This window comes from Clostridium polynesiense (genome assembly GCF_000820705.1).
In the GTDB taxonomy this organism is placed as follows: Bacteria; Bacillota; Clostridia; order Clostridiales; family Clostridiaceae; genus Clostridium_AA; species Clostridium_AA polynesiense.
The window spans coordinates 39,242-55,993 of record NZ_CCXI01000143.1; the positions used below are offsets into that span (position 1 = coordinate 39,242).

A 16,752-nucleotide genomic window follows, 5' to 3' on the forward strand; every position below is an offset into this window, starting at 1 on the left:
TTCTTGTTTTTAATAATTATAGAGTTTATCTATCATCAAGACAATAGAAAAATGTTTAACTGTTTTAATACTTAAATACTTACCATTTACTTTAAGATCATAATTATCCCAAACACCTCTGTCATAATCTTGAAAATCAATGTCTCCTTCAAATACAGCATACGGCCATTTATCTTCTATTTCTTTTCTAACAGCTATTTCTCCAAGCTTTCCCTGAAAATCATTCAGAAAAATCTCTTGTTCACTTCTTCCTGAACCTCCTTTAAAATCTGGTCTATGCTTTCCGCGCATTTTTTTGCAAACTCGAAACACTCTGTTACTTCAGAAACAGTAAAACACCCCATTATTATTCTCCTCATCCACTACAATATTATTTTTCTAATATAATTAGTATATATAAATTTTGATTTTATTACAATTAATTGTAATAATGGCAGCTTTATCTCATTAGGGATTTCGATTATGAGAGTAAAATTAGACTTTTGATTTTTGCCAATCTATAATTAATTACAGCAAACAAAAATAAATTTATAAAGGAGGAGTTGCTATATTAATACAAGGAGTTGATAATATTGGATAATCTTCTTAAATTACTAACTGAAACTGAAGCAGCTAATGATATAGAAAATTTTTTAGACTGTCTAGCCGAAATCGTAAGAAGCAACATTATATATTCAGGAGCCTCTGTATCTTCTGCAGAGGCGCTTTATACATATTATATTCATCACGCAAAGCTGCTGAATATAATTTAAGTCTTGAATTGAAAGGAGTTGTGATATCATGATAAAAAGAGAAGTTAAAAATGTGGTCCTATATACTAGAGTTTCTACAGAAGAGCAAGTTGAAGGATTTTCACTCGAAGCGCAAAAATCGGATCTCATAAAATACTGCAGTAATAATAATTATAATATAGTTGGTGAATATGAAGATGCAGGTATAAGCGGTACAACTATTAAAGAAAGACCGCAGTTTAAGCAGATGTTAAAGGAAATTTCCGAAAATAAAATTGATGCAATTATAGCTTGGAAACTATCTAGAATTTCGAGAAACATGTTAGATTTAGTTGAAATTTTGGAGTATCTGCAAGCTTGCGACTCTGGATTAATAACTATTACAGATCAAATTAATACATTCAGCACATTGGGAAAATCATTCTTCTACCTAGCAGGCATTTTTGCAGAAATGGAAAGAGATAATATTGTAGAGCAGTCCAAAAATGGCATGAAGCAGAGAGCCAAAAACGGTCTAACAAATGGTGGAACTCCACCATATGGATACATTAATAACAAAGACGGAAAGGGACTTATTATAGATAATAAGTCAGCAGAAATAATACGCACCATATTTAACCTCTATACTAATAAAGGCTACGGCTATTCGAAAATCTGCAGAATACTTAACAGCGAGCCAGAAAAATATCCTACCAGAATGGGAAAAGGATGGAGCTACCAATCAATTCAGCAGGTACTTGATAATCCAACTTATAATGGTTATATTAGATGGGGCCTCTACAGTGATTGGAGCAAAAAAAGGCGAAAAGGTATGAGCGAAAATTATGTACTGGCTAAAGGACAGCACGAAGCTATTATTGATGATTTGCTGTGGACTCAAACCCAGGAGAGGCGTAAGCATCAGTGTGAATTATATACAGCAAGCAGACTGGAAAATATTAGATACCTATTAAGCGGTCTCGGAAAATGTCCCGAATGCGGATCTAGTATGATATCGCACAGAACACAGCGAACTAGAAAATCAGATGGAAGTAAAATCTGGTATAGGTACTACGTATGCAGCAGGTGGGCAAATAAAAAAGGTATGTGCCGTCCAAACCTAGTAAACGCAGACGTACTAGAAAAAGAGGTTTTAGAACGGATAAAAGAATTTGTGCAGAACCCTAATCTGCCAGAATTGCTAATTCACCGACTGAATGATGACATAGATATTCAAAAAATTAAAGATAAAATAATTAATATTAACAAAAAAATATCTAAATTAAATAGCGATGAGGATAAATACTATGCACTTATGATAGATGACGAAATACTCAAAACACTTAAAAAAGACAAAATCCTAGAAAATATTTCTAAAATAAATACAGAAGTAGAAAAGCTTAAATCAGAAAGCGGTAAATTATCAATTCAGATAGCCAAGCTAAATAACACAGCTTTCGATCTCAATAAAGTATCTAAAGTATTAAAGAATTTTGATATAAACTTTGACAGAGCACCATTCGAACATCAAAAAGCCCTGATTCATTCTCTAATAGGAGAGATAAAAATCAGAGCTTCTAATGACATTTCAGAAAGAACCACCGAATCAATAATACTGCGGATTACTGACACTGATCTTAATTGCATAAGCAATAATAACCCTAAAGCTGAAAAAGCGTTTGAGGCTACTTATGGTACGGTTCCCCCCCAATGATCCTAAATCCCCTATAAATCTGCTCCAGCAGCATCACTCTAAAAAGCTGATGAGGAAAGGTCATTTTAGAAAAGCAAAGCTTATAATCTGCCCTTTGGATTATTTCCTGGGAAAGTCCTAAGGAGCCTCCAATGATAAAGGTAAAGCTGCTTATACCTTTAGTATTTGAACCCTGAATAAAGGAAGCAAGCTCCTCTGAGGAAATCATCTTTCCCTTTAGATCCAAAGCTATCACATAGGAATTATCCTTTATGTGCTTCAGTATTGCCCTTCCTTCCTTTATCTTTATCTGCTCCTCTTCTTTTTCTGAAGCATTATCCGGTGTCTTTTCATCGTTTAATTCTATAACTTCCAGTTTGCAGTATCTCTGAAGTCTTTTGCTGTATTCCTCTATAGCCTGCTTCAGATATTTTTCTTTAAGCTTTCCTACGGATATTACTGTAATGTTCATTGAATCTCCCCTATTCCTTACTGATTGCTTCCTTTTCTGCTTTTTTAAGTCCTTTATAAACTAAATCATAGGAATGATCTATGAGAAAATATATCATCTTATCCTCTATGCTTCCGTCTATAGTTATGGTATTCCAGTGCTCCTTATTAAGATGATACCCGGGCTTAATGGCGGCATAGTTCCTTCTTAAATCCTGAGCCATGAAGGGATCGCATTTTAAGCTTACAGAAAACTCAGCAGAATTTATATTAGTTAATGCAAACATCTTAGATCCTACCTTAAAAACCAAGGTTTCTTCATCAAAAGGAAAGTTTTCCGTAACCCCTTTTTTGCCTGCACAGTACTCTCTTAATATCTCTAAATTCATAATGAACCACCCTTTTCCATGATTATTCTAACAAACCCCTTTTAACCTTCTTATGTTTACCTTCAATTATTCTAAAACCTTTCTGCCCCCAGCAGAAAATACCAAGTCAAAGTTTTTCTGAATCCCCACCCAGAAAAACCTTCTTCATTTATAATTTTTAATTTTAAATTATCTTCTTAATTTTGTATTTTTAATTTCAAATTGTTTTATATTGGCTTTTTTCCATATCCACCCATCCATTTTCTTTAAAAATAACTCCCTCTGAAAGAAGTATTTCCCTCTGAAGCTCCTTTGAACCAAAAACATGATCCGGAGCCATTTCTCCTAAACGGTTAACCACCCTGTGGGCAGGTATTTTCATTCCTTCAGGAATAGACTTCATAGCATATCCAACTATTCTGGCGCTTCTCGGCTCGCCGATAAGCCTTGCAATCTGACCGTAAGTCATAACCTTGCCCTTAGGTATTCCTGCTGCAACCTCATAAACCCTTCTATAAAAATCCTTCACAAACCTCACCTATCCCTTAAACTTCTATCTTAATTTCACATTCTATATTTTAATTAATTCTCTAAATATCTTGATATCATCCTTATACTGCTTTTCTGGCCCCAGCAGAAAATACCAAATCCAAAGTTTTTCTGAATCCCCTCCCAGAAAAACCTCCTTCATTTTTAACTTTTAATTTTTAATTTTTAACTATCTTTCCATTTATCTTTTGACGTACTTTTATTTTTCCGCTATACTACATATGAAAATAATTCTCAATAAACTCTTTATCATATTTAATAAGGTTATTATAATTTAATAAAAGTGATTTGCAAAGTAATAAAATATAAAATATTCCTTATATCTTAGCTATTAAAAAGTATATAAATGAAGGTATAAGGGAAAGCATTAGCTATAGAATTTTTATAAGGAGGTGTAGCACATACTATGCACGATTTAATTATTCCTCCCAAGGTGAGTATTGCTCCTATGGTGGATGTAACGGATAAGCATTTTAGATATTTTATGAGACTTCTTACTAAAAAAGCTCTTCTATATACTGAAATGATTACCTGTGAGGGTATATATCACGGGGATGAAGAAAAGCTTTTGGCCTTTAATTCTGTAGAGCATCCTGTAGCACTTCAGATAGCAGCAAGCTCAGTGGAGCAGATAAAAAAAGCTATGCCTAAAATAAAAAACTGGGATTATGATGAGATAAATTTAAATGCAGGGTGTCCTTCAGACAGGGTATCGGGAAATCTTATGGGAGCCTGTCTCATGGCATACCCTGAACTGGTAAGGGATATGCTTTTCACCATTAAAGAGTATACAGATAAACCTGTTACCGTAAAGCACCGCATAGGTATTGACGGAAAGAATATCCTTCCTTCAGACTTTAAAAGAACCCTCTTTGACACCTACGAGGATATGCACCACTTTGTTTCCGTAATAAGGGAGGCTAAACCAGAAAGGTATACCATCCATGCAAGGATAGCCATACTTGAGGGTCTTAGTCCTAAGGAAAACAGAGAAATACCTCCTTTAAGATATGAGGAGGTCTACAGGCTTAAGGAGGAATTTCCTGAGCTTAGCATAGAGATTAACGGCGGCTTTAAGACCATAGAAGAAATCAAGGCTCAGCTGGATAAGGTTGACTCTGTTATGATAGGAAGATTGGCAAGGGATAATCCTTTCGTTATGAAGTATGTAGATAGTATTTATGGAGAAAGTTCTTCTTCAAAACTTACAAGAAGACAGATAATAGAGGAGTTTATTTCTTATGCGGAGCTCTGCCAGGATAAAGGTGAAAATGCCTACTATGCCATAGGACATATGGATGGATTATTTCTTGGAAAAAGAGGAAGTAAAAGGTGGAAGCAGATACTCAATACTCCTGCCTCTCACAATATTAAAGCCTCAGAGCTTTTAAGGATTTCTTTAAAGGAGCTCCCTCAGGAGGTTTTGGATGAAGTATAAAAATTTGAGCTTTTATATGGAATAAAGACTCAATAATAGTAATGTGAAAATAAGGGTTGTAATACTTTGTTTACAGTAATATAACCCTTATTTCGTTGACTATAATTCTGACTTTACTCATAATATTTAGTAATAACTATTAAAGGATGTGGTCTGATGAATGTAGTTATAAATGTAATGAATAATCACAGATCTATAAGAAAATACAAGAATAAGGACATCCCTGAGGAGGTACTGGACACCATATTAAAGGCTGCTCAAAGTATGCCTAATTCAGTTAATGCTCAGCAGATAAGCATTATAGCCGTAAGGGATAAAGAAACTAAGGCTAAGCTTTCAGCGCTTGTTGGAAATCAGAAGCATATTGCAGAAGCTCCTGTAGTTTTGGTTTTTGCTATGGACTTTTATAAAACCTCTTTAGCAGGAGAAAAGGCTGGAAAACCCCAGGTTATACAGGAAAGCCTTGAGGGCATCACCACCGGTGCTTTGGATGTAGGAATCGCCTATGGTGCTGCTGTTATTGCCGCAGAATCCTTAGGTCTTGGTATAGGTCCTACAGGAGGAGTTAAAAGCAAGCCCTTAGAGGTTATTGAGCTTTTAGGCCTCCCAAAGTATACCTTCCCCCTTGCCGGAATGGCTTTAGGTTATCCTGATGATAATCCTGAAAAGAAGCCAAGGATGCCTTTGCAAGCCTTTAAGCATAAAGAAAAGTATAATAAAGAAGCCCTTCCTGAGATTATAGATAAATATGATGAAGAAATGGGAGTTTATTTGGAGGGTATAGGAAGGAAAGAAGCCGAAGTGGATTGGAGCACCCAGACCTCTAAGATGTATAAGCAGGTTTATTATTCAAAGGTTAAGGATGCCTTGGAGGCTCAGGGATTTAAATTAGATAAGTAAAAATATCAGGTGCCTGGCACCTGATATTTTTATATAAATCAAAATAATATCGATTATTTACCGCAGCACTTTTTATATTTTTTACCGCTGCCGCAAGGACATGGATCGTTTCTTCCGATTTTATTTTCATTAACTACGGTTTTAGATGCTTTGTATTCTTTTTGTATTTCTTTTCTCTTTTCAGGAGAGAAAATTCCATCCCACTGTGGAAGATTATATAAATAGTCTGCCTTTGCATCTAACATGTTGAAATATAGCTTTTCATAGTCTATGCTTAAAGAAATTTCTGTATCTGCTTCTACCTTTTCTAAGTCCATAGGCTCAACAAGGCTGTCGTTGATTCCATCTACAAAGCCCATAACAAATTCAGGAGTGCTTTTAAACTCTTCAGCTAACTCATTTATAGTAGTTTTTCTAACCTTTCCTCTTTCAGCAAGGAGATTTGCATAAATCTTTTCTTCCATTTCGCTGTATTCTTTCCAGAATGCATCTTCTCCCTTATGCTTAACATAATCCACTACCATATCTGTCCATTGCTTATATAAACCCATTCTTTATTTCTCCTCTTTCAGTAAAATTTATAAATACTATGTACTGTCTTCATATGTCCTAATGAAGTACTAACACATATTTTACTCTCTCTTTACAGATTTTTCAAGGCAGTAAACCGCTTCTCTGCTGCAATAGCTGCAGCTGCAGGAATTCTGAGCTTTATTAAGTTCAGGCCAGGTTTCGCTGTCCAGTAAAAAATCATCAAAAGCCATGTCTGTATGCTCCTCACAGCAGCAAATACATTGCTCCTTCATTGAAATCATCCCTTTACTCAGATTAAATTTCAATATAACTGCTTGGTTTCCCTCTGTCAGCTAATGAAATAATCATATCTTTGTCTGTGTTGATCTTATTTTCATTAAGAATATTAAACACCGTTTGATATGCAAGCTCAGGATAATTATTGGTATTGCTTAAATGGCCTAAAATTATCCTTCTAACCTTGCTTTCGTCATTTATGTTTACTAAGGCTTCTGCACAAGCCTCATTAGAAAGGTGCCCTATTTCACTTAATACCCTTCTCTTTAAAGGATATGGATAAGGGCCATACTTCAGCATCTGAACATCGTGATTGCTTTCTAATAGTATTATGTCAGAATCCTTAATATTATATTTAACCTCTTCGGTAAAGGTTCCAAGGTCTGTGGCTACACTTATCCTCTTTCCCTTTGAATGAAGGGTATATCCCATTGGTCCCACTGCATCATGGGGAGTGTTAAAGCTTATTATATCTATGTCTTTTATAGCAGTTACGCTTCTTTTTTCAATAATTTTTATGTTATGCTCTTTAATTTTCCCTATGCAGGGCAGCATACTGTTCCAGGTAGCTTCATTAGTATATATAGGAATATCATACTTCCTCGAAATTACCCCTACTCCTTTTATGTGATCGGAATGCTCGTGAGTTATGAATATAGCATCTATCTTCGAAGGATCTTCATTTATTTCCTTTAAAGCAGCATCTATACTCTTTCCAGGCAGTCCGGCATCTATGAGTATCCTTGTATTATCACTGGCAATGAAAATACTGTTACCGCTGCTGCCGCTATACAGCGAACAAAATTTCATTTATATTCCCCCATTAATCAACTTTTCTGTATATTTCTGCTCCTAATGCTTTGAATTTATTTTCTATATGAGGGTATCCTCTATCGATATGCTCAATATTATAAATTTCTGTTTCTCCATCAGCCATCAGGCCTGCAACCACCATAGCAGCTCCTGCTCTTAAGTCAGTAGCCTTTACCACTGCTCCTGTAAGCTTTTCTACTCCTTCAATAATTGCTATTCTGCCTTCTACCTTTACTGATGCTCCCATCTTTTTAAGCTCATCTAAATGCTTATATCTGCTTTCCCATATGCTTTCAGTTATTATGCTTCTTCCAGATGCAACGCAGAGCATAGCAGACATAGGCTGCTGTACATCCGTAGGAAAGCCTGGGTATGGAGTTGTTTTAACATTTACTCCTTTTAAATTACCGGAGGACTTTACAGTTATGCTGTCGTCTCCTTCCTCCACCTCTACTCCTGCCTCTAAAAGCTTAGCTGAAATGGATTCTAAATGCTTAGGAATTACGTTATTTAAGGTTACCTCTCCTCCGCAGGCTGCTGCAGCAATCATAAAGGTTCCTGCTTCTATCTGATCAGGGATTACACTGTAATTACAGCCCTTTAACGACTCAACTCCCCTTATTTTGATAACATCAGTTCCTGCTCCTTTTATATCTGCGCCCATGGTATTTAAAAAGTTAGCTACGTCAACCACATGAGGCTCCTTTGCAACGTTCTCCAAAGTGGTTAATCCCTCTGCCATAGCAGCTGCAAGCATAACGTTAATAGTTGCGCCAACGCTCACTACGTCAAAGAAAATATTGGCACCAATAAGCCTGTCGGCCTTAACCACCGCAGCTCCATGCTCAATAACCACCTTAGCGCCTAAAGCCTCAAAGCCTTTAATATGCTGATCTATGGGTCTGACTCCTATAGGACATCCTCCCGGAAGCTCCACCTTTGCCTGCTTAAACCTGGCAAGTAAAGCCCCGATTAAGTAATATGAAGCTCTCATTTTTCTTACATCTTCCGTACAAGCCTCGGTTTTAACCAGACTTCTGCTGTCGATTTCTATAGTATTACTGTTTACTTTTATTTCTGCTCCTAAATCTTCTATTATTCTCTCTAAACAATGCACATCTTCTATATCAGGAATATTATCTATTATACATTTACCTTCACTTGCCATAACAGCGGCAGGAAGTATAGCTACAGCGGCATTTTTAGCCCCATTAATGTCTACAGCTCCATTAAGGCGGCTGCCTCCTTTAATTACTAATCTTTCCATATACTTTTCACCCTTGCTCAAAATTTGTATTAAATTTCCAATATATTATCTGTAGGTCAGTTTTCTGTCTTTTTAATTTACATTTATCAAATTTACATTTTTAACATTTTCATTGAATTTAGTTACTTCAAAATCATATAAAACATGAGATTTTGTGATAAAAAGCTTTAACAAAGCATTTTTATGGACAATCTCATAATTTTTATTATAACATAACCTTCACTTCTATTTACAACCTTTTTTAAAGTATATTATGTAAAATTCACATATTTATTCTAGCTATTCAGACAAAATTTGTATAAACACTTAAAATTTAATAATGATTTACGTAATACTTAGTTTATAAGTTGGTACACAAATAAAATTTTATATAGATAAATATATAATAACACATTAATTTTTATCATAAATTATATTTAAATCAATTTTTAATGAACAAAAAATGACCACTATAACCTGTGGTCATTTTTAGTGATCATCTTTATAAACTGTTATTGTGGCTCAAAACTTCCGCAATCTGTGCTTTCTACATCTTTTGCATCGGAGGTGTGCTTTACTACCTTGATGTAATCTAGGGTGCAGTAGTTATGGTCCTTACAGTGATATTTGCACTCTGTTACTGTACATCCTATACTATCGTTATGTTTCATAATATTACATTCCCCTTTCCTAATTTACTGCATAAATAGTATTTGTATTTATCTTTTATTTATTCCTATGTTTTTTTGTAAAGGTTTATATGCTATAATCATATGTGAATACTTAACTTTAGTAATATGGGGGCAAAAATGAGATATTATTTAGTAGCTTTATTTGATGAAGAATCATACAAAGCAATTGAGCCGATACAGAGATCTATGTCTAGGAAATATAAATTATATAGAAATCTCCCAACTCTTCACATAACCTTAGAAATTATTGAAGATCCTGACTTAAATAAATTAGATGAGATATTATATAAAATTTTTAAGCCTTATAAGAGATTTAAAGTGGAATTAAGCGACATTATCTGTTTTGATGAACCTCACAAATCTGTAAATTTAAAAGTGGAAAGCAAAGGTTACATCAAAAGGATTGCAAGATCCGTCAATGAAACATTAAAACTCCACGGATTTAATGTAAGACCCTGCATAGATAACTGGGATTTGCACGTTTCCCTGGCAAATACAAATTTTGCTTCAAGGGAATGGAGTAAAAATGAATTTAATAAGGCATGTACCCTAGCAAAAAGGGATGGCTTTTACAATATGGCCAAAATAGCCAGAATAGAATTATGGAAACCTATAAACAATAAAAAAGAAATGGTGGTAAAAAGCTACCCTTTAAAGACTTTTTAATGTTTTATAAATTATTTTATTCCCGGATTAATTGCATATAAATGAAATATTGTAATAAAAAGGCATCTTTAATCAAGATGCCTTTTTTTAATTTCATAATTTTAAGTACATTGAAGGAATTTATGCATAAATAACTCCTTAAAAAATTGTAAGTTTCTTAAAAATAAAAAATATTTTTTTGTATTCGTTTACTGAACTTTTAATTTTATATAATATTTTGTAGAATGGAATAAGAAGAATACCGGAATTGTGGAAAAGAGGATATAAAGGATGAAACTACAAAATCTTTTTAAGATTCAGGCAGAAAGAAACAAATCTCTAGATATACTCCCAAATCTTGACGAGTATAAGTTAAATGCAAGAAAACTTTTAGCGCTTAATGTAAGAGTGGGGGCTCTTGCCAATGCAACAAAATGCTTCAAATATTGGGAAGACGAAGAAGTTATACATAGAGATAATATATTAACAAGGTATATAAGTACCTTAAGCTGCATATTAACAGTTGGAATAGATAAAAAGTACACAGATATTGAAAGTGTAGAAACAAGGCCTAATGAATATTGTTTAAGTGATCAGTTTTTAAATTTATATGTTGATATTAATGACTTGCTTGTTTCATCTTCTAAGGATCACTATATAACACTTATGGAAGACTTTTTAAGTATAGGTCACACCATTGGCTTTAGTGAACAGGAAATAATAGATAATTTTAACTCTCTTTATTAAGACTCTATTTATAGAGTCTTTTTTGTTTTCCTTTTTTTTCTTATAATATACATAATCATAGTAGGTTAAACTATGGCTGAGGTGATTTGCTATGTTAGGAATACTTTTTTCAATTTTAGCAGGTGCAGCTATGAGCTTTCAGGGTGTATTTAACACTAAACTCAGCGAAAGGATAGGCTCCTGGGAAACTAATACTATAGTTCAGGGTACAGGACTGCTGTTAACTGTTATAATAATGCTTTTTTTTGGTAAAGGCAGCATAAAAGAAGTAAAGAACGCCAATAAGCTCTACCTTTTAGGCGGTTTGTTGGGAGTTTTTATCATATTTTCAGTAATGGAAGGAATGAAAAGTTTAGGACCCACCTATGCCGTTTCCACTATATTAGTAGCTCAGCTTATAACTGCTGCAGTAATTGAAGCCTTTGGACTCTTTGGGGCAGCAAAAGTAAGGTTTACCTTAAACGAAATAGTTGGCGTAGCTATAATGATTGTTGGTATAATAGTATTTAAGTGGAAAGTTAATTAACTTATCAGAAAGGTGTGTCTTTATGGATTTTAAACAGATAGAAGCTTTTATCAGCGTGGCAAAGCTTAAAAGCTTCTCTAAAGCAGCAAACTCTATATATTTATCCCAGCCAACCATAAGCTCTCATATTTCCAGTTTAGAAAAAGAGTTAAACATTCAGCTTTTTGATAGGACTTCTAAGGAAGTAAACCTTACTCCTGCAGGAAGAATGTTTTTAAATTATGCCAGCGATATAATAAACACAAAAAATACAGCTGTTTCAGTTTTAGGCAGTTTTGAAAATAATATTACAGGGAAGCTTTCTCTTTCCGCCAGTACCACCCCCTGTAATACCCTTGTACCCAAGCTTATTAAAAAGTTTCATGAAATTTATCCTCATATAAAATACGAGGTAAAAGAGCAGGGGTCTTCTGACATTATAAAGGATATATTAAATTTAGATTGTGAAATAGGCCTTATAGGTACCAAGGTAAAAGATGATAAGCTTCACTGCTTTTCATTAAAAGAGGACGAGCTTGTTTTGATTTCTCATCCTGACATGAAGCTGCCTAAGGAAATTTCCTTAAATAAGCTTATGCAGCTTAATCTCGTAGTGAGAGATTCTAACTCTGCTACCAGGAAAACCTTTGAGAAAGAGCTTACAAGGCACGATATGCTTCCCTCCAGATTAAATGTAATATGTGAGGCAAACAATCTGGACACGCTTATACAGTGTGTTAAAGCAAATATCGGTGTAGCTATTGTATCTAAGTCTGTTTGTAAGGATTATATTAAATTTAATATGTTAAGCGAAAGCACCATAATAAATTTTGATTTAAAAAGAAATATATATTTAATAGTAAACTCAAAAAGAACTCTTACCCCTACAGCCAATGCTTTTTTAGAACTATGCAGGGAGGAATTCTCTTCGAAATAATATCACTTTTTATATAAATGTAATAACCTTTCCCTCTTCTTTCATATAATATATACTGTAAACATTTCAGGAGAGTTTATATGTTGTGGTTCAAAAGTAAGCTGGACAGCAGTTTAAAGCATGGGTTAAAAAATAATTACTACAAAAAATATAGGGTGCTTATATACTGTAATAATTTTAAGAATAATATAGAAAAAAAGATATTATCTTATAGAGGGACAGTTCTTCACTCCTTAGATAATATATCCATAATATGTGCTTATTTAAGCTCTAGTGCTATAGCAAGGCTTATTGAATTTCCGGAAGTAAAATGGATAACCAGGGATACCTTTTGCTTTCTCTGCGCAAACAGCGTGGAAAGTTCTAACAGGGTGAGGCTTTCGGAAAAATACAGCCTTACGGGAAAAGGTATAGGCATAGCTTTGATAGATACGGGAGTTTATCCTCATTATGATCTTATCAATCCATATAATAGAATAAAATATTTCAAGGATTTTATAAATGATTACAAATATCCCTATGACGACCATGGTCACGGTACCTTCATAGGAGGAATTCTCTGCGGCAACGGAGGTTTGTCAAAAGGAGTATATAAAGGCATGGCTCCCGGTGCTTACCTTTACTGCTATAAAGCATTTAACTCTCAGGGAAAAGCCTTTGCCTCGGATATATTAGCTGCAATAGACAGCATTATAAATCAGTGCAGGGATTATAATATAAGAGTTCTCTGTATGCCTATAGAATCCTATAATAACGATTTTTTTGTAACGGAATGCTTTACAAAGCTCCTTGATAAAGCTGTAGAAAATAACATAATACCAGTAGTACCCAGCGGGAGTAATCCAAGCCTTGAAGGAAGCATTGAAGGAATAGCCTGCCTGACAAACTGCATCACTGTAGGCGGACTGGATACTACAAGATCCATAGAAAAATACGATTTTTCCTCCTGCGGTCCCTTTAACAAAACCCTTAAACCGGATTTATCTGCGGCATGCGTGGATGTATACTCTTTAAACACTAATAAAAGGTATATATCTGAAAGAAATGGAATGAAAATATATCCTCCTGCCCTTGAAGAAGCCTACTGCTCCTACAGCGGTACTTCTGCTGCTGCAGCTTATATAAGCGGTATCTGTACTCTTGTTCTGGAAAATAACCCCAATCTTTCCGTTAAGGATGTTAAAGCACTTCTTAAAGCTTCCTGCAGGAATATAGAACTTCCCAGATGGCAGCAGGGTGAAGGTATGGTGGATGTATCGAAAATAATAAAATAAAAAGACTCCCTAAGGAGTCTTTTTTTAATTAACAGCTTCAAACCCAACTTTATTTTATATATTTTAATGAGTCTTTAGCTATACCGTTAATCCTCACTTCAAAATGGAGATGAGGTCCGGTGCTTCGTCCGGTATTACCAACTTCAGCTATTATATCCCCCTTATTTACCCGCTGTCCTTCCTTCACCTTAAGGCTGCTGCAGTGTCCATAAAGGGTTTCTATACCGTTTCCATGGCTTAAAATCACCATATTTCCATAGGTAGGCTCAAATCTTGCCTCTTTTACCCTTCCATCCAGAGCGGCAGTAATAGGATCTCCTATTTTTCCGGCAAAATCAGTGCCCTTATGCATTTTTCCCCATCTCATCCCGTAAAAGGAGGTTACGCTCCCCCTGGAGGGCTTAGCTAAAACCGCTGACAGTTTTTCCTCCGTAAGCCTGCTTCCCTGAAGTATGATGGTTTCTTTGGGCTGCTTTGTTATAGTTTCTTTTATTATGATCTCTTTAACCTTTTTATCATTAATGTATAGTGTTTTCTTTTCAATTTCTTTGGAGCCGTTTTCCCCTTGCTGAGTTTTACTTTCTCCAACGTTTAATTCATTAGAACTCTTTATAGTTACCTTAGGACTTATTTCTTCAGTATATTTTTCTAAGGTGTCTATTTCAAGGTTAAGGTTGTCATTTTTACTTGCTGCAAGGAGCTTATTAAGTGCTCCTTCCATGGTATCCAGCTCCCACTCATAGCAGTAATACTCTTTAAATTCTATATTACCTTTAAGTTCCAATCGTGCTATTGATTCTCTATCCACCTTAGCTTTTTCCAGGTAATAGGCCTTAAAATTATTAATAAGCCTATCTGCTTCTTCCTTATTGTAAAGCACTGCTGCATCCTTATTATTTATTATTATCTTCATTGTTTTAAGCTTATAATTCATCAATATTTTAAACTTGTTGGCGGTATTATTTCTCTCTTTGGAAAATTCATTGTTAATAGCCAGAACATCAGAACCATAGTTACCCTGAGGTCTGCTGCCTAAGGTGGATGCAAAGACCTTTATACCGGCTGTATTGGGTTTATTATGCAGTAAATCTATAAAATCGCTGTAATAAACTGAAGCATAGGGCATTAAAAAAGCTAACAGAAGCATTATAGATTTTTTAAGCCTTTCCTTTTTCCATGCCTTATATTTCATAATCTCCACTCCTTTATAGAGAAGTATTGAATTAAACTCAGCACGTTTATTAATTTTCCCCAGTATTTTACCATATATTCATAGTTCATATAATTTTAACATTTATAGTGAAATATTATATATTTTTTTGTTTATTGAGTGCCAGGCTTCCCTCTGTTATAATAAATACACTGGGGTAACATTAATAAAAAATAAATCTATACTATTAAAGATTAAGAAGGGGTGTTATAGTCATGAGTACATTCATGCTTAAGAACTCCACTATCAGTTTTACACCGGTAAGCAATGTCTTTATAGATAAGTATATGCCAAAAGCTCGAGGGGAATTTGTAAAGGTCTATCTGCTGATGCTTAAATATAGCTCTTCAGGCGAAGCAGGAGTCAGCTCAAATATAATAGCAAACAATCTCAACCTTTTGGAATCTGATATTATAAATGCACTTAATTACTGGAATGATGAAGGTGTAATTAAGTTGGTACCTATCGATAATATGGGTAATTTTAATATTGAATTCTTATACCTTGAAGAGGAGCTTGAAAAAGCAGATAAAAACTTTAACCTGCTTGAAGCTTTAAATACTGATAGTACCAAGGAGATGCTTAAAGAAATTGAAAAGCTGCTTGCAAGACCTCTCTCTCCAAAAGAGATGAGTTCTTATTTAAGCTGGGAAAAGGATTTTTCTTTTTCCTATGAGCTGATACTTCTGCTGGTTGAATACTGCGTATCCAAAGGAAAAAGCGATACAAGATACATAGAAAAAGTAGCTATTGCCTGGAATGATGCAAATATTAAGACCATAGAAGATGCTCAGCAGTATATTAAGAAAAATGAAGATAAGTGGGTAAAAATAAGAAAAATCCTGTCCTATCTAGGCATTAAATCCAATGAGGTTATGAAGCCTCAGGAGGATATGATGGATAAATGGCTAAATACTTACAATTTCCAGGTTGAAATCGTACTTAAAGCCTGCGACATATGCTTTGAACGCTTAAACAGAGCAGACTTCAAATATATAGACGGAATATTGAACAGCTGGTTCAAGGATGATATTAAAACACTGCAGGATATAGCAGTTAAGGACAGCAAAAAAGATTCTGGTGTTTCTAAAAGAAAGGTATCGCCTAATATAAAAAATGATCTTAAATTCAACAACTTTGATCAAAGGGTATATGATTATGATTCTTTAGAAAAGAAATTGTTAGGATGGGATAAATGATGGTACAGGGATATCATAGCGAAATAATGAAACTATACGAAGAAACGAGAGAATATGAAAGAAAAGCTTTAGAAGCACGAAAAGAAGAGATAGAAAGAAAGCATCCTGAAATAATGGAGCTGGACAGACAAATTGCAAAGTTAAGCATAGAGCTTTCCCTTTGTTTCATAAAAAATAAAGATAACATAGATGAAGCAGTAAAAAATCTCAGAAATAAAATAACTGATTTAAGGGCAAGAAAATATGAGCTTTTAGTTTTTAACGGTTATGACAGAGAATATTTAAATCTTCACTATAAATGCCCTAAGTGTCAGGATACAGGATACATAGGAACAGAAAAATGCAGATGCTATAAACAAAAGCAGATAAACCTATATTACAGAAACTCTGATCTTCAGGAGGCTGTAAGGCTAAATAACTTTGCCACCTTTAAGCTGGATTATTATGAAACTCATAGAATAGGCAGTGAAAGATATTCTCCCAGAAAAAATATGGAGAATATTTTAGAAAAGATTCAGGGAGAATACCTCCCAAATTTTAAAAACCATTATGATAACTTAATGTTT

The 16,752-nt window shown here is 34.4% G+C and carries 21 protein-coding genes; 11 read left to right on the plus strand and 10 right to left on the minus strand.

What is annotated here, in order from left to right:
• Positions 1–9: 9 nt before the first annotated feature.
• The gene (locus tag TA89_RS15490; protein WP_040214686.1) at positions 10–291 is read right to left on the minus strand and encodes a hypothetical protein; all 282 of its coding nucleotides are present in this window, start codon (positions 289–291) and stop codon (positions 10–12) included.
• Between the two features lie 272 nt (positions 292–563).
• Between TA89_RS15490 and TA89_RS15495 the strand changes: the two genes are divergently transcribed.
• Positions 564–752, plus strand: coding sequence for a hypothetical protein (locus tag TA89_RS15495; RefSeq protein WP_187119321.1), 189 nt, complete (start codon positions 564–566; stop codon positions 750–752).
• 28 nt (positions 753–780) lie between these two features.
• The gene (locus TA89_RS15500; protein WP_040214688.1) at positions 781–2,424 is read left to right on the plus strand and encodes a recombinase family protein; all 1,644 of its coding nucleotides are present in this window, start codon (positions 781–783) and stop codon (positions 2,422–2,424) included.
• Here TA89_RS15500 and rlmH read toward each other — a convergent pair.
• From rlmH to TA89_RS15515, 3 genes are all read right to left on the minus strand, one after another.
• Complete coding sequence (gene rlmH / locus TA89_RS15505) at positions 2,396–2,875, minus strand: 23S rRNA (pseudouridine(1915)-N(3))-methyltransferase RlmH (RefSeq protein ID WP_040214689.1); 480 nt, start codon at positions 2,873–2,875, stop codon at positions 2,396–2,398. The two genes, TA89_RS15500 and rlmH, sit on opposite strands and share 29 nt — an antisense overlap.
• A gap of 10 nt (positions 2,876–2,885) precedes the next feature.
• Positions 2,886–3,242 carry an MmcQ/YjbR family DNA-binding protein gene (locus TA89_RS15510; RefSeq protein WP_040214690.1) on the minus strand — a complete coding sequence of 119 codons (357 nt, stop codon included), beginning with the start codon at positions 3,240–3,242 and terminating at the stop codon, positions 2,886–2,888.
• Positions 3,243–3,438: 196 nt separating this feature from the next.
• Entirely contained in the window at positions 3,439–3,750 is a 312-nt protein-coding gene (locus tag TA89_RS15515) for an MGMT family protein (RefSeq protein ID WP_040214691.1), read from the minus strand.
• A gap of 426 nt (positions 3,751–4,176) precedes the next feature.
• On the opposite strand from TA89_RS15515, the gene dusA reads away from it, so the two are divergent.
• Complete coding sequence (dusA, locus tag TA89_RS15520) at positions 4,177–5,208, plus strand: tRNA dihydrouridine(20/20a) synthase DusA (protein WP_040214692.1); 1,032 nt, start codon at positions 4,177–4,179, stop codon at positions 5,206–5,208.
• A gap of 156 nt (positions 5,209–5,364) precedes the next feature.
• The gene (locus tag TA89_RS15525) at positions 5,365–6,108 is read left to right on the plus strand and encodes an NADPH-dependent oxidoreductase (protein ID WP_040214693.1); all 744 of its coding nucleotides are present in this window, start codon (positions 5,365–5,367) and stop codon (positions 6,106–6,108) included.
• Between the two features lie 53 nt (positions 6,109–6,161).
• Here the strand turns inward: TA89_RS15525 and TA89_RS15530 are convergent, their stop codons facing one another.
• The 5 genes from TA89_RS15530 to TA89_RS18145 form a co-directional block, all read right to left on the minus strand.
• The gene (locus TA89_RS15530) at positions 6,162–6,659 is read right to left on the minus strand and encodes an SEC-C metal-binding domain-containing protein (RefSeq protein WP_040214694.1); all 498 of its coding nucleotides are present in this window, start codon (positions 6,657–6,659) and stop codon (positions 6,162–6,164) included.
• Between the two features lie 81 nt (positions 6,660–6,740).
• Positions 6,741–6,914 (minus strand): CxxH/CxxC protein, encoded by a 174-nt coding sequence (locus TA89_RS18140; protein ID WP_187119322.1) that lies wholly within the window; start codon positions 6,912–6,914, stop codon positions 6,741–6,743.
• A 22-nt stretch (positions 6,915–6,936) separates the two neighbouring features.
• Positions 6,937–7,728, minus strand: a complete 792-nt coding sequence (locus TA89_RS15535) for an MBL fold metallo-hydrolase (protein WP_040214695.1) — start codon at positions 7,726–7,728, stop codon at positions 6,937–6,939.
• A 13-nt stretch (positions 7,729–7,741) separates the two neighbouring features.
• Positions 7,742–8,998, minus strand: a complete 1,257-nt coding sequence (locus TA89_RS15540; protein WP_040214696.1) for a UDP-N-acetylglucosamine 1-carboxyvinyltransferase — start codon at positions 8,996–8,998, stop codon at positions 7,742–7,744.
• A gap of 491 nt (positions 8,999–9,489) precedes the next feature.
• Positions 9,490–9,648, minus strand: coding sequence for a DUF1540 domain-containing protein (locus tag TA89_RS18145; protein WP_082023980.1), 159 nt, complete (start codon positions 9,646–9,648; stop codon positions 9,490–9,492).
• 138 nt (positions 9,649–9,786) lie between these two features.
• Here TA89_RS18145 and TA89_RS15545 point away from each other — a divergent pair, with 138 nt between their 5' ends.
• The 5 genes from TA89_RS15545 to TA89_RS15565 all read left to right on the plus strand — a co-directional run bounded on the left by TA89_RS15545 (position 9,787) and on the right by TA89_RS15565 (position 13,777).
• Positions 9,787–10,335 carry a 2'-5' RNA ligase family protein gene (locus TA89_RS15545; protein ID WP_040214697.1) on the plus strand — a complete coding sequence of 183 codons (549 nt, stop codon included), beginning with the start codon at positions 9,787–9,789 and terminating at the stop codon, positions 10,333–10,335.
• Positions 10,336–10,605: 270 nt separating this feature from the next.
• Positions 10,606–11,061: a dUTP diphosphatase gene (locus TA89_RS15550; RefSeq protein WP_040214698.1), complete on the plus strand. Its 456-nt coding sequence runs from the start codon at positions 10,606–10,608 to the stop codon at positions 11,059–11,061.
• Positions 11,062–11,152: 91 nt separating this feature from the next.
• Positions 11,153–11,587 carry a DMT family transporter gene (locus tag TA89_RS15555; protein WP_040214699.1) on the plus strand — a complete coding sequence of 145 codons (435 nt, stop codon included), beginning with the start codon at positions 11,153–11,155 and terminating at the stop codon, positions 11,585–11,587.
• A 22-nt stretch (positions 11,588–11,609) separates the two neighbouring features.
• On the plus strand, positions 11,610–12,503 hold the full coding sequence (locus TA89_RS15560; protein WP_040214700.1) for a selenium metabolism-associated LysR family transcriptional regulator: 894 nt from the start codon (positions 11,610–11,612) through the stop codon (positions 12,501–12,503).
• A gap of 80 nt (positions 12,504–12,583) precedes the next feature.
• Positions 12,584–13,777, plus strand: coding sequence for a S8 family serine peptidase (locus tag TA89_RS15565; protein WP_040214701.1), 1,194 nt, complete (start codon positions 12,584–12,586; stop codon positions 13,775–13,777).
• Positions 13,778–13,826: 49 nt separating this feature from the next.
• Here TA89_RS15565 and TA89_RS17835 read toward each other — a convergent pair whose 3' ends face one another.
• Complete coding sequence (locus tag TA89_RS17835; RefSeq protein ID WP_052447562.1) at positions 13,827–14,969, minus strand: M23 family metallopeptidase; 1,143 nt, start codon at positions 14,967–14,969, stop codon at positions 13,827–13,829.
• Positions 14,970–15,202: 233 nt separating this feature from the next.
• Between TA89_RS17835 and TA89_RS15575 the strand changes: the two genes are divergently transcribed.
• Positions 15,203–16,186, plus strand: a complete 984-nt coding sequence (locus TA89_RS15575; protein WP_040214702.1) for a DnaD domain protein — start codon at positions 15,203–15,205, stop codon at positions 16,184–16,186.
• Positions 16,183–16,752: P-loop NTPase family protein (locus tag TA89_RS15580; protein WP_479723479.1), on the plus strand; the 570-nt coding region annotated here is incomplete at its 3' end. The genes TA89_RS15575 and TA89_RS15580, both read left to right, overlap by 4 nt.